Source organism: Candidatus Methylacidiphilales bacterium, from assembly GCA_028713655.1.
GTDB lineage: Bacteria > Verrucomicrobiota > Verrucomicrobiia > Methylacidiphilales > JAAUTS01 > JAQTNW01.
Genome location: JAQTNW010000012.1, coordinates 43,215 through 66,409, shown reverse-complemented (window position 1 = coordinate 66,409; position 23,195 = coordinate 43,215). Strand labels below are relative to the sequence as shown.

The following is a 23,195-nucleotide window of genomic DNA, read 5'->3' as shown; positions in this document are numbered from 1 at the left end:
ATGCGCATCCTCCAGCTAACACCGGGTACCGGCAATTATTACTGCGGCAGTTGTCTGCATGACAATTCACTGGTGCGCGCATTGCGGGTGCGCGGCCACGAGGTTCTGATGGTTCCTCTTTACCTGCCGCACATGACTGATGAGCCATCCGAGACTTCAGGCACACCGATTTTCCTCAGCGGTATCAGTGTGTTTCTTGAACAGAAATATCCCGCATTCCGCCACATGCCTGACTGGCTCAACCGCATGCTCAGTTCGCCCGCGCTGCTCCGTCTCGTCTCCGGCCTTGCCGGGATGACCTCAGCCAAGGACCTCGGCGAATCCGCCGTGTCAATGCTTCAAGGCGCCGAAAGCCGTCAGGCCGGCGAAGTCGAACGACTCATTGCGTGGCTGCGCACCCAGCCGCGCCCCGACGTCATCAGCCTGTCCAACTCGCTGCTCAGCGGCCTTGCGCGCCGCCTCAAAGAGGAGTTTCGCGTGCCGATCATTTGCACCCTGCAAGGTGAAGACTCGTTCCTGGACGGCTTGCCCGAACCCTACAGGAAAACATCCTGGAATCTGCTCGCGCAGCGTTGCGCCGACATTGATCATTTTGTCCCGGTCAGCCATTACTACGGAGAATTGATGAGTCGCCGACTCGGACTCAAACCGGAACGCGTGACTGTGGTTCATCCGGGTATTGCCGTGGAGGAGTTTTCGCCGGTCGCGACACACCTGGGAGCGCCAGTGATTGGTTTTCTCGCCCGCATGCACCAGGGCAAAGGCCTTGGAACGCTGGCGGACGCTTTCCTTCAGCTTGAGATGCCGGGCGTACGGCTCCGTATAGCCGGCGCCAAGACAAGTCAGGACGAACGCTTTGTCCGTTCGCTCCAGCGACGGCTGCCTCACGAAGTTGAGTTTCTCCCCAATCTCGACATTCAGGCGAAACGCGAATTCCTGCGCGGCCTGAGTGTGCTTTCCGTGCCGACAACCTACGGCGAAGCGTTGGGGCTTTATGTCCTCGAAGCGTGGGCTTCGGGCGTACCCGTGGTTCAGCCGCGTCATGGCGCGTTTCCGGAACTCGTGGGAAAAACCGGTGGTGGGCTTCTTTGCGATCCCGATGATCCCGCTGCATTGGCTGCAGCACTGCGCCAAATTTTGAGAGATCCTGCCGCGGCACGCCGAATGGGCGAAGCCGGACGACTGGCCGTTCACACTGATTTCAGCATTGATGCGATGACGCAAAAAATGGAAACTCTGCTCCTCAAGGTGTCTCATGCTACTTGAATTTGCTCATGTCTCAAAAACATACGCCGCACCCGACGGCGGCGCCGAGGTGGAAGTACTTCGCGATGTCGATTTCAAACTCGCTGCCGGTGAGCCGGTGGCGATTATCGGCCCAAGCGGCTCGGGCAAGAGCACCTTGCTCAATATCATGGGCGCGCTTGACCTTCCCAGCACCGGCACCGTGCGTCTCAATGGGCGTGACCTCGGTGGCCTGACCGAAAGGGAACTGGCCGCGATCCGCAACCGGGAGATTGGTTTCATCTTTCAACTCCACCACCTGCTCCCGCAATGCACCGTGTTGGAAAACGTGCTGATCCCAACCTTGACCGGACGGACCACTGATGCCGACTACACCCGCGCAGAGCGGTTGTTGGAGCGGGTCGGCCTTAGACAACGGCTCAACCATCGCCCAGGGCAACTTTCCGGCGGCGAATGCCAGCGTGTTGCTGTCGTGCGCGCCTTGATCAACCAGCCAAAACTGTTGCTGGCCGACGAACCGACCGGTTCGCTTGATCACGCAGCCGCCGTAAACCTCGGGCAGTTGTTGCTTGAACTGAACAAGGAGGAAGGTGTCGCTCTCGTGCTCGTCACGCACTCGCTTGAACTGGCCGGGAGCCTGCCGCGTACGATGGAACTGCGCGACGGGCGATGGGTGGTTTGATCCGCAGATTTGCAGATTACACAGATTTATGGAAACAGATAAGCGAGACCCTCGGACTTACGCCATCATTGGCGCGGCAATCGAAGTGCATCAGGAGTTGGGGTGCGGATTTTTGGAGGCGGTTTATCAGGAGGCATTGGTGTTGGAACTGAAAGCCTTGGCCAAATTCAGCGGCGTTGAAGAAGCTCAGGTCATCAACTATCTTAAGGCCACCGGAATGCCAGTCGGTCTGCTCCTTAACTTCGGCTCCGCTTCGCTCGAATTCCGCCGCCTTATTCGATCCCAATCTGCGTCATCTGCGAAATCTGCGGATAAAACCCCATGACCCTTTGCACTCTCATCCGCCGCAGCCTGCGCTTCTATTGGCGGACACATCTCGGCGTTCTCGCAGGGGTGACGATCACATGTGCGATTCTTACCGGCGCGCTCGTAGTAGGCGATTCGGTGCGATTTACGCTGGATCAACTCGTGCCGGCCCGGCTCGGTCATGTAACACAGGCGCTGACCCTTCCCGAACATTTCTTTCGCGTGCAACTGGCGGATGATCTCGCGTCGGAAATTAAATCATCCGTCGCGCCGGTCTTGCTGGTTCGCGGTTCGGCAACATTGCCGGACGGCCGGGCTCGCGCCAACGATGTGCAGGTACTCGGTGTTGATGAGCGGTTTTGGCAGCTCGGAGGAACTCCGAATCAGGATGTCGCCGTCAATGCGCGGCTGGCGGAACAACTCGGCGTACATATTGGCGATACCATCGTGGTGCGTGTTGAACAACCGGCTCTCGTCTCGCGCGATGCGCCGTTGTCGGGGCGCAGCGATGTCTCGGTCGCGCTACGGATTCGTGTGGGAGCGATTGCGGGCGACAATGGGTTTGGCCGGTTCAGCCTCCAGGCGAGCCAGGTGCCGCCTTACACTGTATTTGTGCCGCTGGCGACCTTGCAAGAGCAGCTTAAACACGCGGGCCAGGCGAATACCTTGCTTACCGATTCGCCGGTGGACGCCAACGCCGCGCTGCACAAAGTCTGGACTTTGGCTGACGCGGGGCTGGAGGTTCGCGACAACCCTTTGGAATTGCGGACCGATCGGGTTTTTCTCGATCCGGCCGCGACCCGTGCAATCCCCGCAAATGGCGCCGGTGTGCTGACGTATTTCGTGAATGAGATCAGTCTCGGCGGGAAGACGACGCCGTATTCCTTCATCACAGCGGTTGGCGCCGGCCGGAAAGATAACGAAATCACGATCAATTCGTGGCTGGCAGACGATCTTGGAGCAAAAATCGGAGATGTGTTGACGTTGCGTTACTACGTCATCGGTGAACGCCGCGAGTTGGCGGAGCAGACGGCGAAGTTCCGTGTGTGTGCGATCACGCCGCTGGTGAAGGACAATTCGTGGATGCCGGAATTTCCCGGATTATCGGACGCAAATAACTGTCGTGATTGGGAACCCGGCATCCCGATCGATACCAAGCGCATCCGGCCGAAAGACGAAGCATATTGGAAAAGTTACCGGGGTACTCCGAAAGCCTTTGTGACCCTGGCCGCGGGCCAGAAATTGTGGGCGAACCGTTTTGGAAATTTGACGGCGTTCCGGTTTCCAGCCGGTACAAATATCGCTGGTGAACTCCGGACCAAACTGGATCCTGCAGCTCTTGGCCTTTTTTTCACGCCGGTGCGCCAGCAGGCATTGGCCGCAAGCCGGGATTCGATGGATTTTGGCCAGCTCTTCATCGGATTCAGCCTGTTCCTGATCGTGGCGGCGCTTCTGCTGACAGCGATGCTGTTTGTCTTCAATCTTGAACAGCGTACGGTGGAAATTGGATTGCTTCGCGCCATTGGGTTTGCGCCGGGCCGCGTCCGAATGCTTGTACTGGGTGAAGGGTTTGCCATCGCAGTGATAGGCACGGTGCTTGGCGTTATTGGCGGAATCGTCTATACCAAATTGACTTTATACGGCCTCGCGACTGTGTGGCGCGGCGCGGTGGGAGCGGCACAGTTTCACTATCATGCAGGACCGGCGACGCTGTTTACTGGCGCGGGCACGAGCTTGGTGGCGGCATTTCTGGCGATGGTGCTTGTGCAACGCCGGCAGATGCGGCGTTCACCGGTGGAGTTGCTGGCGGGCGGCGGCGTACTGTCATCGACACGGTCACGCCGCTGGGGCTTGTGGCTGGGAGGCGTGGCTGGTATCGGAGCGCTTGCGCTGTTGCCGCTGCGGAATGCGGAGGCGTTCTTCGGGGCGGGCGCGTGTTTGTTGATGGCCGGGATTGGATTCAGCCAGTGGTGGCTGATGCGGCTGGCGAAACAAACACCGGGCCGCGATATCGGACTCCAACAACTCGGCAGGCGCAACGCCACGCGACGGCGCGGGAGAAGCCTGACGACGATCAGTGTGCTTGCCGCCGGCGTGTTTTTGCTGGTGGCGGTGAATGCGTTTCACGAGGACGCGCGGCCTGATGCGCCGGGCACAGGCGGGTTTGCTTTGTACGCGCAATCGGCACTTCCGGTGTATGACGATTTGAACAGTGCGGCCGGACGTGAATTGTTCAGGCTTTCAGAGCAGGTTTTGAAGGACGTGAAGATTGTGGCGTTGCGGGTGCGCGACGGGGATGAGGCAAGCTGCCTGAACCTGAACCGGGCGCAGCAACCGCGATTGCTCGGCGTGGCAACGCCGGAGTTCGAGCGGCGCAATGCGTTTGGCGGCCAGTGGTCCTTGTTGAACAAGCACATGGATGACGGGGCGGTGCCTGTGATTGGCGACGAACAAACAGTGACATGGGCACTGGGCAGGGAACTTGGCGACAGCGTACCTGCCGTGGATGAGCATGGACGGAATTTTATGACCCGGATTGTTGCTGTGCTGCCGGGTTCGATCCTGCAAGGCGGCCTGGTGATGGCAGAAAAGAATTTTGTCGAAAAATTTCCGTCAACGAGCGGCTTCCGGATATTTTTGATCGACGCACCGCGGGACAGGGCCGGGGCGGCGGCGGAAGAGTTGTCGCGCGGCTTGCAAAATCGCGGATTGGAAGTTGAGCCGGCGTGGCGTCGGCTGGCGGAATTCCAGGCAGTGGAGAACACGTACCTTGGCATTTTTCAAGCGCTTGGCGGGCTTGGGTTGCTGCTTGGCAGTGCCGGGCTGGGCATTGTGGTGTTGCGGAATGTGCTTGAGCGCTGCGGTGAACTGGCGTTGTTGCAGGCGGTTGGGTTCGAACGGCGCGCGTTGCGATGGCTGGTGTTGAGCGAGCACTGGCTGCTGATCGCGATCGGGTTGTTCATTGGGATCTGTGCGGCGGTCATGGCGGTCTTGCCGGAAGGGGCGACGTTGCCGTTCGGCCTGCTGGCGGTGACGCTGATCGGACTGGTGCTGGGTGGATTCGGCTGGTGCCTGCTCGCCACATGGGTGGCGTTGCGCGGCTCGCTGCTCCCGGCTTTGCGAAACGAATAACCCCGGCCTAACTTACTTGCCGCTGACGTCCAAGGCAACCAGATCGCCGACGTTGTTCTTGCAGTAAATATGGCCGTTGGCGAGTACGGGGACAACCCAGCAGCGTTGATCGAGCACCTTGGCGCGCGCCAGTTCCTTGAAAGCGTCCGGTGCGGCGCTGGCAATCACGAGGTCGCCATTTTCCGATTGAATGATAAGCTTGCCGTCGGCCAGCATCAACGAGCCTTTGCCGAGGTCTTCCTGCACCCATTTCACGTCGCCGGTGGCGAAGTCGAGGCAGGCGAGCTTGGTGTCGTCGAACCCGTACAGGAATCCCTGCCACAGTACGCAACTGTTAAAATGGTTCCGCATCTTTTTGGTCTGCCAGATGTATTTCAACTCGCTGCCGGTGAACTGAAACTGTGCGGCGCCCTTCCCGTAGCCGCTGGACACGAAAAGTTTGTCACCGCTGATGATCGGCGTTGCGGCGTTGACGTCGTAATTGGTTTTCCATTCCTGCTTCGCCACCGTCTTGCCGCCGTCGGCCTCGCGTATCACCAGACCGAACGCATCAAACAGCGCGACATATTTTTTGCCGCCGAACTCAAAGGGCAGGGGTGTCGCGTAAGCGGCCTCTTCATCACCGTTCTTCCATGCGATTTCACCGGTTGTCTTGTCGAGCGCCACAGTCGCTGCGCCCGGCGCGCCGACATCGAGAATCACGCATTTTTCAAGCACAACAGGTGATCCGGCATAACCCCATTTCGGCACCTTGCCTCCGAAGTCTTTCACAAGATTTTTTGTCCAGACGACCTTGCCCGTCGCAGCGTCGAGGCAATGCAAATCTCCGGCCCGGCTCATCGTGTATACACGATCGGCATTCACTGCCGGCGTCGCGCCGGGGCCTCCCTCAAATGAGTTGGGGTCGAGCGGGCAGGGGTACGACTGTTTCCAAATTTCCTTGCCTGTTGCCGCATCGAGGCAGCGGACCGTGTCGGTGTTGTTTGTGTTGCCAATCGTGTACAAGTGCCCTTGGCTCACTGCGACGGATGAACAACCTGTGCCCACGTTGAGTTTGAACAATTGCTTCGGCCCGTCTGCATTCCACTGCGTGGACCAGCCGGTCTCGGTGGAAATGCCGTCATGGTTTGGTCCGCGCCATTGTGGCCAGTCGGCGGCTTGTGCGAACCCGGTGCAGAGAAGAAGCAGGGTGATGGCAATGGTTTTCATAATGATTTCCTTAGGGTGGCTATCCTACACTATCGTCACATGCAGCGCAACTTGTCTGATTCCTACAATCCGGGGTGCGTTGCCAGCGTTGCGACTTAAATTCGGATCGCGGTAATGACCCAGGTAACGCGAGAGTGACCGGAATCCGCAACCCCAGCACCGCCTGGAAATCAACCGCCAATTTTTCGGCCATCGCCTCCGGATCCTGGCACTCGACCATCGGTTCCAAAATCACTTCGAGTTCCGTCATCGCATCGGCCTGATGCACTGTCACCCGGTACTCGGCCACAAGCGGACAACCGTGGACAATCCGTTCGATCGCCGTCGGGTAGATGTTCACGCCGCGCACGATCAGCATGTCATCCACGCGTCCGCGGATGCCGCCTTCAAGAAATGCATGCCCGTCGCGGCGTGCCAATTTTACCAAGTCACCCGTCCGGTAGCGCAACAACGGCGATCCAACCCGGCCCAGGTTCGTCAATACAAGTTCGCCCGTGCCATCCGCAGTCGGATTGATCATCTCGGCGATGTACCCTGACTCGATGATGGCGAGCATTCCCGGCTCGACTTCGTACGTGACTGGACCGATTTCGGTCATGCCGTGATGATCGAATACCCGCGCGCGTGGCCAGAACGATTCGATCCGAGCCCGTGTTTCTGGTACGCTGCCACCGGGTTCGCCGGCGACGATAATTGTGCGGACGCCCGCCTGGGTGAGATCCATTTTTTCCTGCCGTGCGAAATGTCCAAGCCTCAGCGCATACGTCGGTGTACAGCAGAGATGATCAATCTTGTTGTCGATTATTGCCTGCAGGCGCGCAGCGCTGCTGAGTCCGCCACCGGGAAGGCATAGGCAGCCGAGCCGGGCCGCGGCCTCGAACGCGGTCCAGAATCCGAGAAACGGTCCGAACGAAAACGCGAAGTAAATCCGGCTGCCCTGCCTTACGCCTGCTGCGCGCAACACTTCCATCCAGCAACCAACCATCCAATCCCAGTTCTCCGGTGTGTCGAGCCATCGCAGCGGCGCGCCGCTCGTACCGCTGGTTTGTGTGAACCGGGTGTATCGGTCCACTGGAAACGTCAGGTTCGTGCCATACGGCGGATGAGCCAGTTGGTCGTCGGCGATTTCCGCTTTTGTTGTGAGAGGCATCCGCCGGAAAAAATCGTCCAGGCTTGCGGCGCCGTTTGCCAATCCCGCGCGTTTTAACTTATCAGAGTAAAACCGATTGCCCGGCGTCAACGCCGCCAGCAACCGGTTTAACTTCTGAAGCTGGTCCGCGGAATTCATTTCATGGGGGATTGGATCGTCACGGATGGCAGCTTGTGTTTTGTCGGAGCCGGTTTGTAAAACGTCACCAGGCAGCCGCCGGCCACGGCCAGCAACAGTCCCAGGAAAAACGGCTTTGGAATCGCGCCCCACCCGCCGTCGGGCGGAGACATCAACAGGGCGACGATGGCGTTCACGACGGGTGCGCCGCCAAACACGATGGTCATGACAACGCTGGGCTGGCCTTTCGCGCCAAACGCCAACAGCACGCAGAATGCGCCGATCGCGCCGACGATGCCCGCCAACAGCGACCAGCCCATGCCCGCAACGGGAAATTTCCAACTGGCGCCGCTTATCATCAACATCGCCAGCGGGGCGAGTACAGCGGTCAGGAAGTAGGCGAGGCCGACGAACAGAAATGCTTTGTACCGGCCCTGTGCCGGGTCAGCCATGCTGGTCTGGCCTGAGTGAAGGAATATGCCGTAGAGGCCCCAACTCGCAACGGTCATCAGTGAAAATGCGAGCCAGGTCATTCCGGATTGGGGGGTATCAGTGGGTGTCATGGGGTTGTTTCTCCTTGTTGAATAATTCTGCCGGCGCCACTTCAATCTTAGCCCGGATTTCGGGCGGGATGGGCACGGCTTTCATGGTGTGCTTGACGGGGTCCATTGCGACAGCCACGGCAATGATGTTGCCGTGTGCCACCTCGATAGTCCGGCCGTCCTGCTGTTTACGGAAAATGAACGTGTAACCGGCGGTACTTGTGCCGATTTCACGCACCAGGAGGTGTATCTCAACTTCCTCCTCGAAGCGCAGCGGGTGCTTGTATTCGCAACTGGCGTGGACGCGCGGCCAGCCGACTTTTCCCTCGATGAACTCGGGATGTATTTCAATGCCCAGGCTGCGATAAAAACCGTGCTCCGCCACCTCCATGAAACGGAAAAAATTCGAGAAGTGCATGATCCCGGCCATGTCTGTGTCGCAGAACTCGACCAGGCGTTTTATTTTAAACTCGAAGGGCATTGGGTTCTCCTTGGGGCTGGTTGATGAGCGGTTTGCCATGTTCCACCGGCGCCGGCACATCGGCGAATTCGGCGACACGTTGGAAGAGTTCGTCGAAGTCGGTGAACAGATCGCCGGTAAGGCAGTCGGTCAGCCGTTTGTGCAGGTGTGGATATTTTTTGAAAAGTTCCTTGAACCGGAAGTTTGGATCGTAAAATGCATAGACCAACTTTCGCATGCTCTCGATGCCATAGCAAAGAGTATTGCCATAGCTGCTAAACATCTTCGCGGAATAATCGCCTGCGGTCAGTGCTGCGTCAACGGCATCGCCGGCCATCTCGCCACTGCGCAACGCGAGCATGACACCTGACGAAAAGACCGGGTCGAGGAAGGCAAACGCGTCACCGGCCAGCACGAGCCCGTTGGCGGCACAGTATTTTGACCGGAACGAGTATTCGCCGGTGACACGGTATTGCGAGGCGACCTTGCCGGGGGCGAGATGGTTTTGGATCCAGAGATTGTTTCCAACTTCCCGCTGAAAAATCGTTTCGGGGTCGCGCGTATCGCGGAAGAGATATGAACTTTCCGCTACGACACCGACGCTGACCCTGTCATCCGGCCACGGGATATACCAGAACCAGCCTTTGCCGGGTAGGTAGGCGACCGTCGTCGCTCCTTCGTCGATGCCTTGATCGCGCATCGCGCCTTTGTAGTAGGTCCAGACGGCGATCTTGTTAAGCTTTGGATCACGAATGCGCCAGCCGTTCTTTACCTGGGTGAAACCGTCGCGTCCGCTCGCATCAATCGTCAGTGGCGCCCGCACCTCAAACGGGCGCCCCTGCTTGTCTTCGCCGCGCACGCCGACCACGAAGTCGTTTTCGCGGATTGGCTCTTTCACCGTCATTTCCTCAATGACTTCCGCGCCTTTTTCCCTGGTGTTGTCCAGCAGCATCTGGTCGAACTCGCTGCGGATGACCTGCCATGTGCTTGACGACGGATGATCCCAATTTTGCGTGAAATAAAACGGCGTCGAGACCTCGCCGCTTTGGCGGACAAATTGGACGCTGTATTTCCTGACGAAGTGCGTTTTCCTGAGCTTGTCGAGCATGCCGAGCCGTTCGAGTGTGAAGTACGTGTACGGAATCAGGGACTCGCCGATGTGGTAGCGTGGAAATTTTTCTTTTTCGAGCAGCAGTACCCGCCGGCCTTTCATGGCCAGCACGGCGGCTGCGGTTGAACCGGCGGGACCCCCGCCGATTACGATGACGTCATAGTTTGATTTCATGGGGGTAGAATCTCCACAATATCGGCGAGCACATCGCCCGACGGTGTTAGCAACGCATTACATCTGCCGTACAACGAACGAGGGCCCTCAAGTTCCAGCACCCGGCTGATCAAGGTGTCGGCCTCCACCCGGATGAATGTTTTCGGACAACTGACAAATTTAACGCCGTGTTCCAGCAACAATCCCCCCAGAGGCCGTTCGGCCAGCAGGATCTCACGCCGGACATCCGGCGGCAGAAGGCCAAGGTGGATCGAACTCGCCCCGAATTCCACCGGCCGCTTCGAACCATCCAGCGCGAGCACGACTTCGCGCTGGTAGATTTCATTCCCGCTCTCCGCGCGTAACAACCGCAAATGCGTCCTTGCGCCGTAAAATGTTTGGAGAGTGGTGGTCATGTCGCGTTGATGAACGAGCAGGTCCCGCTGCGGCTGCGGAATTTCCGATGAGGCGATTTCGAAAATAGCCGGCATGCTCTGCCCTGTCGCGTTGTAAACGTGGGCCAGCGGACACAACCCGCATCTTATCCCGCCTTCGCAGGCGTCGGATTTCCGGCAGAGTTCTCCGCAGAACAGGTTGGTGTCAGGCGTAGCGTGCATCACGGTGTTGGGGTAGAAAGAAATCGTGCAGCAGAGTGTCCACCTGGAGCAATCCAGCGCGCGAATAGCGGATCGTATCGCCATTGATGTCCAGAAAGCCTTCGCTCTCCAACTGGCGCAACGGCGAGGCAAACCGCTCGGCAACATCCACGCCGAATTTATTCCGGAAATATTTCCGGCTGATGTGCCCGAGTTTCATCTGGAGGACCATCTCGCGGATGAGACGCTCTTCCGCGTTTGGTGCCAGCGCACGCCATAGCGGAAGTTCGCCCCGCGAAACCTTGTCGAGATACGGCACGATGTCGTGTTCGTTCTGGAAATGCACGCCGTTGATGTGGCCGAATGACGCGACGCCGATCGGCAGCAGATCCGCACCTTCCCACAAACGATCGCGATAGAGGAATTTCGTGTGTGTCGGATCTTTCACCGCCGTGTACGCACTGGCGATCGTATAACCGGCCCTTTCCAGCTCTGCAAACGCGTACTCCACCCAGCCGCGCTTTGTCTCCCAGTCGGCGACGGGTGCGACGAGTTTGCCCTCGGCCTTCATTTCCTTGTAGATGGTCGTGTTGTACGGGATTTCCATCTGGTAGATGGTCACGCTTTCGGGCGACATTGCGACGACCTTCTCCACGCACTTCAACCAATTCGCCTCCGTCTCTTCAACCATTCCGGCGATGAGATCGATGTTGATCTGGTTGAAGCCGATCGTGCGGGCGAAACCATAGGCGCGTTCAATTTCCTGCGAGTGATGAGCGCGGCCGTTGATCTCCAGAATGTGATCGTCGAAATTCTCCACACCCAGGCTCAGCCGGGTCACGCCCATGTCTTTGATCGCCTGCAGCTTCGGCTCCGTCAATGTACCGGGTTCACATTCGAACGCGACTTCCTGGACAGCATCCCACGGCAACAGCGCTTTCAGCCGTCCGGTCAAATCGGTCAATTGTTTGACTGACAGATACGACGGGGTGCCGCCTCCGAAATAAACAAAGTCCGGGTGCCGGCCGCCGATGAAAGGCTTGCCGGCGTAAATTTTCAGCTCCGCCACCGCAGCATCGATGTACTGCTGGACGCGGGCTGCATTCTGTTCGGTGTAAACCTTGAAGTAACAAAAGTGGCAGCGTTTCCGGCAAAATGGAATATGGACGTACAACCCGAGCGGGTTCCCCGGTGCCGGAGGACGTCCCAGCGCCGCCTGCACGTCACCGACGTTTTCCGGTTTCCAAAACGAAAACGGCGGATAGTTCGCAACGAAGTAGTTGCCGGCCCGTGTCGCGTGATGTTTGGCTGTCGTTGGGCTCGTCATAGGATAACCTCGTACAATTTGATGAAGTCTGCAACTTTTACCGGACGCGGATTAAATTGAGCCGTCCACTGCCTCGCCGCTTCTTCGGCCAGCTTTGGAATTGCGGTTGACGGCACGCCGCAGTCCGACAATTTTTTTGGAAGTTTCGTTCTGGCGAACAAATCATCAAGCAGGTCCCCCAGGCGCGGCGAAAGCTGGTCGTAGAGGGCCTTGGTCGGTGTGTCAACGGCATTGAACCGGACGACTGCCGGAAGCATCAGGCCGACGGCATGGCCATGCACGATCCCGAAATGCGCTGTCAACGGATTGGCCGCACTGTGGACTGCGCCGAGCATGCTGTTCTCGATCGCAGTGCCGGCATGCGCCGCTCCCAGTTGCATGGCAGCACGGGCCTCGATATTTTGCGGCGATTCCAGTACGCGCGGAAGATTTTCAGCCGTCAGCTTGAAAGCTTCGCGGCTGTACAACCACGACAACGCGGTGCGCTTCCTTGTTACAGCCGTTTCCACAGCGTGCGCAATCGCATCGATCCCGGTGCATGCTGCAACGCGGCTGGGTTGCGTCAGTGTAAGGAGGGGATCGAGGATGGCGACACGGGCCGCCGCCTTCGGATCGCCGCACGCCATTTTCTGGTGTGTTTGTTCGTCGGCGATCAGAGAGAACGACTGGCATTCACTGCCTGTGCCTGCGGTGGTTGGGATGGCGATGAAAGGCAGCATCGGCCTGGTTGCCTTGCCGATGCCCTGGTAATCCTGCATCCGGCCTCCGTTGGTCAACAGAAAGTTGGCGCCCTTCGCCGTGTCCATGCTGCTGCCGCCGCCGACCGCCACAATCAAGTCCGCCTGTGCGGTTCTCGCAACGACCAGGCACGCATCGACATCCTTGGTGGTTGGATTTTCCCGGCAATTGCCATAAATCGTCACGGCAAAACCCGCCGCCGCCAGCGACTCCTGCGCGCGCGCCGCATGTCCCGCAGTGATGATGCCGGGATCGGTGACCAGCAGCACTTTCTTCCCGCCGAGTTCGCGCGCGAGTTCGCCGACGCGTTCGGCTGAGTTGGCGCCGAAGACGAGCCGAGTATGGGGTTGCCAGTCAAAGTTCATATGCGTTCAAACGCCCTGCGTTTGTATAAAAATTCAAAAAGATTGCCTTCATGCGGCTGGTGCCAGGAGATTTTCATCGTCGAAATCGGGCCGATGTTGAGCCGTTCGATGTGCGAGGATTCCATGAGTTGTTCGATCCAGCATTCATCACGCGTGATCGCCGTAACGACGAGCGACGAGCCGATTTGTTCAAGCATTTTGCCCTGGGATACTTCGACAATGCCCGCATATGGAAACAAGTATTCTTTGTTAGCCAATGGATGTGCGAAGGAATCGCACCGCACAATCACTGGCCGCAGATATGTGCCGCCCTGAAAATTCACCAGCCGCGGTCCGCCACGATATTGAGCCGTCACGTCCACAGCGCCGGGGGTTGCAAGACCTTGCTCGATGCCGGCATCGATTGCCTCGGCCATCCTCGGGTTGGCGAAAGCGGATAGACTTGCATTTTCATCTTCCGGCGGCATCGGTGCGATGGGACCGAGGCGTTTTGCCAGTGCGTCGGCAATTTCATCGGCGTACGACGGGACAACAATCGTGGATGCGCAGAGGCAACTGCGCCCGCTGTTGGCGGCGATGGAGTCAACCAGCACATCGAGAAATTCCGGCCATCGTTCAATTTGATCGGCTCCGATGAGTACTTTGCTGTAACCGGGGCCATGCGTCTGAATTGCCGGATTTCCCGCGTACTTGTCAGTCGTGCTCTTGTCGCCAAAGACCAGAGCCCGGCCGCAAAGCCGCAGGATCGTGTCGGCGCCTTCGTGGTCGGTCGGATAAAAGCCGAACGCTTCCGCCGGTATGCCGGCGGCGATGAAGGATTGGATGAGCCGGTAGGGTGTCCACGGTTCGTCGCGGCCGGGTTTGATGATGACCGGAATCCGCAAGGCGATTGCCGGCAGCCAGAGCGAATTGACGGCGGGCGAGTTGCTGGGCATTACGAGGCCGAGGCAGTCGGTCGCCGGGTTGAAGCAATACGGGCTGGTTTTGTCGTCGAGATCGAGCCCTCGCGTCAGGCCGCGCAACACCTGGCCCATGTTGGCGAGCATGCCGTGAATGCGCTGCATGTTCCGCCGCACCAGAACATGCGGCAGGCCGCTCGTGGCGGAAAGGGTTTCGACGTAATGTTGCGGGTCGTTGGCGTTTAGAAAAATGTCACCCGCCCGGCCGCAGAGTTCGATAAGTTGCGCGAAGCTGAATTTTTTCAGCGCCGCGCGCGAGGCGGCGATTTTCTGAAGATCCTTGTGGATGATACCGGCGTTGACCTGGCTGACAGTGGCAATCGAGTCCTTCAACCCGATTTTGTCGAGGCTTTCATAAGGCCGACCAAGCCGAAGCGCCGGGATGTGAGTCATAATCAGTAAACACCTTCAACGATCGTTTTCTCCATCGCACCGAACGGGCGGACTTCGGCGACGCCATCCCAGGTGTAGGGCGCGCGCGGTTCACGCCGGATGGCTTCGTCGCGTTCGAGAAAACGGGGCATGAAGAATTCCTTCGTAAGCGTGGTGAGCTCGACACGACCCCAGGCTCCGTAGGGTACGGTTTCGTCTGTTTTCTGCGGGTTGACGACGCGGAGGATGGCGCGGGGTTGCGGTGCGTAGTAGGTGATCGAGTAGTTGTCTTCGGGGCGCAGTGGGAGGCTGGCGGCAAGGCCCATGAGTGTGTTGCCGTAGGTCGGGTAAAAACCGATTTTATCTTCGAGCACCTCCTCAATGATGAAGCGCACGTACTGAGGCGCCATCGTTGTGCCGCCGCAAAACACGCCCCGGATGCCGGTTTCGTAAAGATTTATTTTCTCAGCCAGCGCTTCGAGCAGTTTCGGCGTGGTGAACAAACCGGCAACTTTGCGGTTCTTGAGGATGTTGACAGCTTGCTCGACAACGTGGTCCATGTAGGCGCGGGCATGGTCGAAATCTTTCGCGGTCAAAGCCTTTTTCACCCAGCGCGGATCGAGATCGATGAAGTAGCAGGAACTGCCGCGGAAATTGGCGAGATGTTCAATCGCAAGCCGCAGCCGGCGCGGCCCGGTGGGGCCGACCATCAGCCATGCGCCTCCGCGCGGGAAATGTTCGTCGCTGATTTTGCCGCTGAACTCCTCGTAGTCCGTTTTGTAGTCGTTCCAGCCGATGCGCTGTTTTGGCATGCCGGTGGTGCCACCGGTTTCAAAGATATTGAACGGCTTGCCTTTGAAGGCGGCGGGTACCCAAGCTTCGGGCTGGAGATCACGGAGCCATTCGTCCTGGAAGTGAGGGAACTTCAGCATGTCGGCTGACGAGCGGATTTCTTTGCACGGGTCGAAATTTTTCCGCGCCCAGTCGAGCCAGAACGGACAGCCTGTCTCGGGACTGAAATGCCATTTGATGATTTCGAGCAAATGGGCGTCGAAGTTCACGAGAAATATTTCCTGATGGTCTCTTCACCCGGCGGCTTTGTAATCAGCGAAACGAGAACCATCAGCACTGCGGAGCCGAGAACCATCGGCACGACCGGCAGGAAGCCGAAACAAGTCGCGTTGGCAATGGTGCGTTCAAACAGATGACCGAAGGCCGGGAAAATGATCGTGGGCGGCTGGCCCGGTTTGGGGATCATGCCATCGGAGATGTGTTGGAGCCACCAGGCGCCAACGAGGCAGGCGGCGACCCACAACGTGGAGGCGAGCGCTCCGTATTTGGTGCTGCGTTTCCAAAACAACGCGGCGATCATCACAGGCGCCATCGCGGCAAAACCGCTGAACGCAAACCGGACGGCGAGTTCGAAGATGCTTTCCGGGGTGTTCAAGGCGACGATGTAGGCCACCATCGTGACGAAGATGATGAAAGCGCGGGCGAACACGACGCTGCCGCCTTCGCCGAACCGTTCCTTGCCGCCGTAGTGGGCAAAGACGTCCTTGGTAAACATCGTGCTGACAGCGAGCACCTGGTGCGTATCGGAACCCATGACAGCGGAGATGATGCCGGCGCCGAGGATGCCGGCGAGCCAGACGGGGGCGTGGTCGGTGAGCAGGTGCAGCAGAATTCCATCGGGATTCTTCAGACCAGGCTCGGTCTGGGTGCCGAGAACACCAAGGAAGACACACGGCAGCCAGATCGCCATGATGGCCAGCGGATAAAGGACGACTGTACGTTTGAAGGCGGTGACTTTACGGGCGGCAAAACACATCATCGCCATGTGCGGGAACATGATCGATGACAGCGGAATCAGCGTGTAGCTCCAGAAAAACTGCGGAGACATCCGTTCGCGGGTGACGAGATAAGATGTCTTCGGGTTGTCTGCAATCTTCGCAATGTATTGTCCGAAACCGCCGGGCAGCGCGTGGCTGATGACCGCGAGGGCGACCACGCCGAAAAGCAGGAAGAGAATCGTTTGGAAAATGTTCACCCAGACGGTGCCACGCATGCCGCCGAAGAAGACGTTCATTGTGACAACGAGCACGACGACTAGACATCCGAGCCAGTAGGCGACGTGGCCGCCGCTGATGTCGGTCAGGACGCGACCGCCGCCCATGATGCTGATGATCATGTACGGCACAAGCATCACGACGCTGAGGATAAAAATCACCGTGCCGATGGTGCTGCATTCCCACCGGTCGCGGAAGAAGGAGACCTGCGTCTGGTGGCCGAACTTTTTGCCGAGCGCCCAGAGCCGGGTGCCGATGAAGAAAATAGTGAGCGGGATGACGAAACCGGAAGATGACGCCATGAGGCCGTAGATGCCGATGCCCTGCCGGTAAGCCTGACCTGAGCTTCCAAGGATCGCAAAGGCGGTCATGTTGGTGGCGAAGATCGAGAGGAAGAAGACGAGGCCGCCGACGGTGCGGCTGGCGAGGAAGAAATCCTCGGTGTTTGATTTACTGCGCGTGTACGCAACGCTGCCGATAACGGCGATGATGAGGAGATAAATACCGATGACAAGGATGGGAATCACTTGGGTTCGTCCCCGTCAATGTCCTCGAGATGCTTTGGCCAGGCCGCCTTGACCAGGATGGCCATCATAATCGCGGCGAGTATGGAATAAGCGGCATGGTAAGCGAGGCCGATTGGCAGAAAACCGAAGAGGAGTGGATAAGAGGCGCGCCAGTTCCAGAAATCCTGGTGCAGCACGTACACGGCGGCGATGAGCAGGAAGAGGAGGATTTTTTTCATTTGGCTTTGATTGCGAAGAGGTTGGTAGTGGTCTGAACGTAGAGAGTGCCGTTGGCGACAACGGGTGTCGAATAGACGGGATCACCCATGTCCATCTTGGCGATCAACTTTTTTTCCTTGCTTGCGGCGAACACGGCAAAGGTGCCGTCCTCGGCGCCGATGTAAATTTTACCGTCGGCATAAAGCGGCGAACCCCAAATGTGTGATTTGAGGTCATGGACCCAGTAAACCTTTCCGGTTTCGGCATCGAGACAGTGGAGAAAGCCGGAAAAATCACCGACGAACAACAGGCCGTCGGGCGTAATCGCGCAGGTTGAGAGGCTGCGGTGGATTTTGTTGTACGACCAGACAATGCCGGTCTTGGTGATGTCACCCGTCTTGGTCGGATCGACACAAATCAGGTTGCCGATGCCCTCGCCGTGCTCGGGATCCTGGCCGACTGCGACGTAAACATGACCTTTCCAAAATACCGGCGTTGCATTGATCTCGCTCGGACCATCGGCGGCGGGATATTTTTTCGCGCGGTATCCATTCGGGTTGGCGTCGCACCACCAGATTTTTTTAAGGTGGAGATCGTCGCCCTCCTTGACCGGCTTCGGGTCGAACGCGTACAGGAATCCGTCGGGTCCGCCGAAGAAGACCAACGTTTTGCCGTTGACCTTTCCGGCTGAGGGAGAACACCAGATGCCGTGAAAAATTTTCGGACCAATCTGTGCGTCGTCCTCGCCAAGATATTTGCCGGTTTTTTTGTCAAGCGCGATGAGCGTCGGGGCGTTTGGCGACGGGATGTTGGTGTGGGTCCAGTCCATGCCGTTGGAAGTGCTTGAAATGATTTCGTCGTCCAGAATCATCACGTCGCAGTTCGATGCGTTATGCGGAAATACACCGAGTTCATCGATCATATCGTACCGCCAGACGATGTCGGCATCCTTCGGGTTGGGTTTGACAGGTGGTTTGCCCGGGCCGGCAATGTACTGGCCCTCGGTGATGAACGGGCCGGTGTTGCCTTTGGCAAGACCGTCTGTAGTGAGGCACACGACTTCGCAGCGGTTGGTGACGAGGTAAACGCGGTTGTTTTCGATCGTTGGCGAGGAGAGGATGCCGAGGTATTCCCAGTCGTTAACTTTGCCGGAGGCGAGCTTCGGCACGACCAACTGCCACTGGAACGCGCCGGTCTTTTCGTCGAGGCACATCAGGATGCCGCGGTCGTCCTTGTATTGCGGGTCGCGGGGTGAGGCGTTGTTGGTGCCTATGAACACCTTGCCGCCCGAGATGGTGACATTGCCGAAGCTTTGCGAACCCAGCTTGGCGACCCATTTTACGTTTTTTGTCGTTGTGAGATCGATTTCTTCGGAACCGAGTTTTGACTTGCCGGGATCGAAGCTCCCAGGCAGCCCGGTTTCCGGCGAAGACATGTTACGTTCGTTGGTGCCGCCCCATTGCGGCCAGTCACCAGCGCGTACTGTGGTTGTAAGAAGCAGTGCGGAAAGAGACAGGTATTTAATCATTGGATTTCACCGTAATGTTATCGATGTACACGCGCATGTCTTGCGGTGCGAAGCCAAATAGGCCCGGGGAGCCGTTGCGGTGCGCGGTGCGGTGCGGGACTTCGATGGTCCACGCGGATGGTTCGGCTTCGCCGCGTTTCCAGGCCTTGGCGCGAATCATACCGGCGCCGTTAACGGCGATATCGACGCGCGTTTTCAAGTGGTACCACTCGTTCGGAGTCCACTTGAACGGGACGGCCAGGTGGAGGCGTTCGAGGTTGGAGTTAACTTCAAGTTTTTGCTCGTTGCCTTTGAGAAGTATGGCGTAACGCTGGTTGATGACACCGACGTCGGACATCTTGCGTTTGTTGCCGTCGCTGAGGACATCAGCCTCAATGGTGTAGTTTTTCATGTCGGGATGGCCGATGAACACCTGCGCGCGTTGAAAAAATCTGTTGTCGATGGTTTTGGTGAGTGCCTTATTGCCATCGCGTTCGCGGACTTCAAACTTGAACCGTGCGCCGATCCATGAGAGCGGTGGATAGGCAAATGACGCTCCCTCGGTGGCATTGGTTTCCGTAAGCTTGAACTCTTCAAAATCTTCCTTGAGTGGCAGGTTCGGCAAAATGCGGCCGCGCAGATAGCCGTGCAATTCACCGAGCGACGCCTGCATCATGCCCGCGGAAGGCGCCGGGTCGGACGTTGCGACAAGTTGGCCGGCGTCGTTGACTGAGGCTTTCATCGTCGATTTTACTTTCGCCGTGGCTGGAATGAATGGTTCCCATTTGATCGACTTCGGATCGACGCTTTCCTCGACGGTGAATCCGTTGGCATCCAGCGCACGGATATGCAAGGGAATGTTTTCACCTGGTTTCAGCAACACTTCCGCCGGAATGATCTGGAGTTGTTTCTTTGGACCCGGTGCCGGCCATTTTTCGGCAGCGGGTTCAGCCGGGAGGTTCGGATTGTTGCCTTTGGTGCCGAAACAATAGAGTTTCTTGGTTGTCTGGACGTAAATCTTGCCATTGTAGGCTGTTGGGCTGCCGAAACAGCGACCTTCGAGTGCGACATGGCAAAGAATTTTGCCCTCGGTTTTGCCCGGTTGGATGATGTAGAAGGCGCCCTTGCTGCCGGCACCCGAGTCATCACCCCCGCTTTCGCCGGGCTCGTTGAGGACCGGGACGTAAATTTTGCCATCGGCAAACAGCGGTGTCGAAGTCCGCTGTTCGATGCCAACCTTGAGTTTCCAGGCGGTCTTGCCGGTGTTGGCGTCAATGGCGCAGAGCTCACCGGTTTCTGTGACAAGATAGACGCGATCCTTGTTGAGGGCCAGGGAACTCACCGAGGTGGAAGCTTCGTTGGTCCAGAGGCGGACGGTTGCGGGATCAATCACGACGGGGCCTGCGGCGGGGTTGGCCGGTTCGACGGTCGGAATTTTGATGGCGATGGTTTCGCCTTTTTCATAGGGTGTGCCGAAGATGGCGATGATTTTGTCGTTGTTGTGAACGACCAGCGAAGCGTTGATCCCGGAAGTAAACAAAGGCACGCGCCAAAGCGGGGCGCCGGTGCGGGTGTTCACGCAGACGATGCTGCCGTCACCGCATGCGGCGTAGAAAACGCGCTTGCCGTTGAGCCAGCCGAGCACGGGATGAGAGAATGAGTTGTCCTTCGGTTTGTCGCCCGGGCTGGATACCCAGGCCAGGTCGCCGGTCTTCTTGTCGTATGCATAAAAACGATCGGCTGCAGGACCTTGAGCGCCCCAGTTGGCGGTGATCCCGCGAGTGATGACGAGGTCGCGGTCGATCAGCGGTGAGGCGGTGCGACTGTTAGGAAAGGTGAGACGGCCGAACTCCTCCATCAAGTCGTGCTGCCAGACCGGTTTTCCGTCGGCTGTAAAACAACCGAAAATGCCCTGGGTGTCCTGCATGTAAACGTTGCCGGTTTCAGCATCGATGGCGGGGCTGGAAGTCGCGTATCGCAAATAGATCGTGTCGCTGAGGAAATCGTTGTAAAGCTGCTGCCACTGCTTTTCCCCGGTTTCGGCATCGAAGCAGGCAACGCCTTCCTGCATATCCGGCCCGTCGCCGAGGTAGCCCATCACATACACCTTGCCGTTGGCGATCACCGGCGTGGATTGTCCGGGGAAATCCGCCGCCCACAACTGGTTTTTACCGCCTATCCGGATCTTGTCGGGCAACCCGGTTTCCAGCGAGCTGCCGTTCTGCTGTGGTCCGCGCCATGAAAGCCAACCGTGGGCCCGAGTTGCCTGGGTTTCGGGGCTGGTGGCGGCGGCAAGGGCGGCAGTGCCAAGAATCAGCGGAAGGAGGATCAGTTGGAGTGTCCGTTTCATGGTGGGGCCTGCTGAATTTAAGGGTACGCTCGCATACTTTTTTTTCTGCGCAAGCACTTATAATACGTATGCGTATTATATTTTTCGTGCCATCGGCGGGGGGCTTGGTAGGCTCTGCACATGGCTCCAGCCCCGACACCTTCCTCCACACACCGGCGCAGGCTTGCGCCCTTGATGCGAAGAACCTGGTACAGCATTAACCAGACCTTCCGCCGACGCATCGCCCATGCCAAGTTGACACCGGACCAGTTCATCGTGCTGCGCTGGCTTACAGAGGGTGATCCCAGGGGCACAACCGTCAATGAATTGTGTGTGTTGATGTCCAGCGACCCGAACACGATGGCCGTGCTCATCCGCCGCATGAAGCAGATGGGGCTGGTCACCAGACACGGCGATGAGACCGACGGCCGCATCCTGAGGATCCGCCTGACCGCCAAGGGACGACGCGCATTTGCCGGGCTTCGGCACATCGCATTGGACTTGCAGACGGAAATCCTATCCGTGCTGCCGGCCGGCGAGCGGAATGAGTTTCTCGACAGCCTCGAACAAGTGTCGGAAAAGTGCCGCGCATTGCTCGATGCGAGTCTCAAGAATTCCCAGTCTTGCCGGGGTTGATCTGAAATAATTGGAACTATTTCGACCAAATGGAAGACATGAACCATAAAACAACAGGCAATTCCTTGTCTTCATACGCATACGCGAATTTACTGTTAGGCTGGATGCTTGTCATCGCATGGGGTGTTGCGAGCGCGCATGCCGGGGATTGGCCGCAATTCAGGGGGCCCAAGCAGGATGGAGTATCGACCGAGACCGGCATCAACAAAAACTGGGCGGAAAAGCCGCCGCAGGTCGTGTGGACCTGCGAGTTGTCAGACGATGGATTTGGAGGACCGTGCGTGGCGCAAGGAAAGGTGTACATCGTGGATCATCAGGGCACGGATGATATCGTTCGGGCCTTGGATGCGGAAACCGGCAAGGAAATATGGCGCTTTGCCTGCCCTGGCCCGTCTCAGAGCCGCAATGGCTTCACGGGTGCGACGCCGACGGTGGATCACGGAAATGTCATCGTGATCGGCCGCAAGGGAATCGTGCATGCTTTGAAAGCCGACACCGGAAAGATGATCTGGGAACGGGATATCATGGCGGACTTCAAGGGGAGATTTCCAGAGTGGGATATGAATATCTCGCCGGTTGTGGATGACGGGCGACTGATTGTCGTGCCGGGAGGAGCGGATGCTTCCGTGGTGGCCTTAAACGAGCAGACAGGAGAAACGATCTGGCGGGGGGCAGGTTCCGAGCCGGGATATGCGACTCCCCTGGTTGTGGAGTTGGACGGCCAGAAACAGTACGTGACGTTTACGGCCGAGGGACTGGCGGGATGGAAGCCGGAAACCGGCCAACGCCTGTGGAGTGTGCCATGGATAACCCCCCACAAGCAGAATGCCGCCACACCGATCGTGATGGGAAATCGCATCTTCATCAGCAGCGCGTGGGGTGCGGGTTGCGCCTTGGTTGAAGTGAAGGCCAACAATCCGAAGGTGTTGTGGAGCAACAAAACGATGCTGGCCCGGTTCAACAGTCCGGTTTTTTGGAAGGGATTTATTTATGGAGTCAGTGAACCGGGGAATCTGAAGTGCATCGATGCTGCGACGGGAGAACTGCAATGGGAAAAGGCGGGGTTCGAGTTTGGTCCGGTGATGGTCGTTGATGGTGCGCTTATTGCGGTGAACGGCAAGAGCGGTGCTGTGATCCTGATTGAAGCCAAGAGCGGGAACTATCGGGAATTGGGGCGGATCCAGCCCCTTGCGGGCTCCGTGTGGACGGCCCCGATCGTGGCGAACGGCAAGTTGCTCGTGCGAAATAAAAAGACATTGGCTTGCCTGAATATCCAGGACCCGGAACCCGCCATCCAACGGAATAACTAACTTAATACTAGCCCCATTGAACACCCCGACGCAAATTGGACGGGCTATGCGCCTGGCGCAGGGCATGAGTTTCCCGACAAGCGCGGACACATATTGCGGAAGCGCCGGGAATTGCCCGATGCGAGCCGCAAGGAGGCCTCGAAAGAACAATATGCGCT

The 23,195-nt window shown here is 58.1% G+C and carries 20 protein-coding genes; 6 read left to right on the top strand and 14 right to left on the bottom strand.

What is annotated here, in order from left to right; translation table 11 throughout:
- Genes PHD76_05665 through PHD76_05650 form a run of 4 tightly spaced genes read left to right on the top strand, consistent with a single transcriptional unit; the run spans position 1 to position 5,365 of the window.
- Positions 1–1,266 (top strand): glycosyltransferase family 4 protein, encoded by a 1,266-nt coding sequence (locus tag PHD76_05665; GenBank protein MDD5261321.1) that lies wholly within the window; start codon positions 1–3, stop codon positions 1,264–1,266.
- Positions 1,256–1,927: an ABC transporter ATP-binding protein gene (locus PHD76_05660; protein MDD5261320.1), complete on the top strand. Its 672-nt coding sequence runs from the start codon at positions 1,256–1,258 to the stop codon at positions 1,925–1,927. Before PHD76_05665 ends, PHD76_05660 begins: the two co-directional genes overlap by 11 nt.
- A gap of 28 nt (positions 1,928–1,955) precedes the next feature.
- Positions 1,956–2,252 (top strand): GxxExxY protein, encoded by a 297-nt coding sequence (locus PHD76_05655; protein MDD5261319.1) that lies wholly within the window; start codon positions 1,956–1,958, stop codon positions 2,250–2,252.
- Complete coding sequence (locus tag PHD76_05650; protein MDD5261318.1) at positions 2,249–5,365, top strand: ABC transporter permease; 3,117 nt, start codon at positions 2,249–2,251, stop codon at positions 5,363–5,365. Before PHD76_05655 ends, PHD76_05650 begins: the two co-directional genes overlap by 4 nt.
- Positions 5,366–5,377: 12 nt before the next feature.
- On the opposite strand, the gene PHD76_05645 is transcribed toward PHD76_05650, so the two are convergent.
- The 14 genes from PHD76_05645 to PHD76_05580 form a co-directional block, all read right to left on the bottom strand.
- Positions 5,378–6,574, bottom strand: a complete 1,197-nt coding sequence (locus PHD76_05645) for a PQQ-like beta-propeller repeat protein (protein ID MDD5261317.1) — start codon at positions 6,572–6,574, stop codon at positions 5,378–5,380.
- Between the two features lie 19 nt (positions 6,575–6,593).
- Positions 6,594–7,862, bottom strand: a complete 1,269-nt coding sequence (locus tag PHD76_05640; protein ID MDD5261316.1) for a hypothetical protein — start codon at positions 7,860–7,862, stop codon at positions 6,594–6,596.
- Entirely contained in the window at positions 7,859–8,404 is a 546-nt protein-coding gene (locus tag PHD76_05635; protein MDD5261315.1) for a hypothetical protein, read from the bottom strand. The genes PHD76_05640 and PHD76_05635 overlap by 4 nt, the downstream gene beginning before the upstream one ends.
- Complete coding sequence (locus tag PHD76_05630) at positions 8,391–8,864, bottom strand: thioesterase family protein (GenBank protein ID MDD5261314.1); 474 nt, start codon at positions 8,862–8,864, stop codon at positions 8,391–8,393. Before PHD76_05630 ends, PHD76_05635 begins: the two co-directional genes overlap by 14 nt.
- Positions 8,848–10,128, bottom strand: coding sequence for an NAD(P)/FAD-dependent oxidoreductase (locus PHD76_05625; GenBank protein ID MDD5261313.1), 1,281 nt, complete (start codon positions 10,126–10,128; stop codon positions 8,848–8,850). The genes PHD76_05630 and PHD76_05625 overlap by 17 nt, the downstream gene beginning before the upstream one ends.
- Positions 10,125–10,598 carry a hypothetical protein gene (locus tag PHD76_05620; GenBank protein MDD5261312.1) on the bottom strand — a complete coding sequence of 158 codons (474 nt, stop codon included), beginning with the start codon at positions 10,596–10,598 and terminating at the stop codon, positions 10,125–10,127. Before PHD76_05620 ends, PHD76_05625 begins: the two co-directional genes overlap by 4 nt.
- A gap of 109 nt (positions 10,599–10,707) precedes the next feature.
- Entirely contained in the window at positions 10,708–12,030 is a 1,323-nt protein-coding gene (locus tag PHD76_05615; GenBank protein ID MDD5261311.1) for a coproporphyrinogen-III oxidase family protein, read from the bottom strand.
- Positions 12,027–13,133 (bottom strand): iron-containing alcohol dehydrogenase, encoded by a 1,107-nt coding sequence (locus tag PHD76_05610; GenBank protein ID MDD5261310.1) that lies wholly within the window; start codon positions 13,131–13,133, stop codon positions 12,027–12,029. Before PHD76_05610 ends, PHD76_05615 begins: the two co-directional genes overlap by 4 nt.
- Entirely contained in the window at positions 13,130–14,485 is a 1,356-nt protein-coding gene (locus PHD76_05605) for an aldehyde dehydrogenase family protein (protein ID MDD5261309.1), read from the bottom strand. The genes PHD76_05610 and PHD76_05605 overlap by 4 nt, the downstream gene beginning before the upstream one ends.
- Positions 14,486–14,487: 2 nt before the next feature.
- Positions 14,488–15,525: a hypothetical protein gene (locus PHD76_05600; protein MDD5261308.1), complete on the bottom strand. Its 1,038-nt coding sequence runs from the start codon at positions 15,523–15,525 to the stop codon at positions 14,488–14,490.
- Positions 15,522–17,057, bottom strand: a complete 1,536-nt coding sequence (locus PHD76_05595) for a sodium:solute symporter family protein (protein ID MDD5261307.1) — start codon at positions 17,055–17,057, stop codon at positions 15,522–15,524. The genes PHD76_05600 and PHD76_05595 overlap by 4 nt, the downstream gene beginning before the upstream one ends.
- Positions 17,054–17,275 (bottom strand): DUF3311 domain-containing protein, encoded by a 222-nt coding sequence (locus PHD76_05590; protein ID MDD5261306.1) that lies wholly within the window; start codon positions 17,273–17,275, stop codon positions 17,054–17,056. The genes PHD76_05595 and PHD76_05590 overlap by 4 nt, the downstream gene beginning before the upstream one ends.
- Complete coding sequence (locus PHD76_05585) at positions 17,272–18,783, bottom strand: PQQ-binding-like beta-propeller repeat protein (protein ID MDD5261305.1); 1,512 nt, start codon at positions 18,781–18,783, stop codon at positions 17,272–17,274. The genes PHD76_05590 and PHD76_05585 overlap by 4 nt, the downstream gene beginning before the upstream one ends.
- Positions 18,776–21,112: a PQQ-binding-like beta-propeller repeat protein gene (locus tag PHD76_05580; protein ID MDD5261304.1), complete on the bottom strand. Its 2,337-nt coding sequence runs from the start codon at positions 21,110–21,112 to the stop codon at positions 18,776–18,778. Before PHD76_05580 ends, PHD76_05585 begins: the two co-directional genes overlap by 8 nt.
- A gap of 120 nt (positions 21,113–21,232) precedes the next feature.
- Here PHD76_05580 and PHD76_05575 point away from each other — a divergent pair, with 120 nt between their 5' ends.
- Positions 21,233–21,727: a MarR family winged helix-turn-helix transcriptional regulator gene (locus tag PHD76_05575; protein MDD5261303.1), complete on the top strand. Its 495-nt coding sequence runs from the start codon at positions 21,233–21,235 to the stop codon at positions 21,725–21,727.
- 38 nt (positions 21,728–21,765) lie between these two features.
- The gene (locus PHD76_05570; GenBank protein MDD5261302.1) at positions 21,766–23,037 is read left to right on the top strand and encodes a PQQ-binding-like beta-propeller repeat protein; all 1,272 of its coding nucleotides are present in this window, start codon (positions 21,766–21,768) and stop codon (positions 23,035–23,037) included.
- The last annotated feature ends 158 nt before the right edge of the window (positions 23,038–23,195 follow it).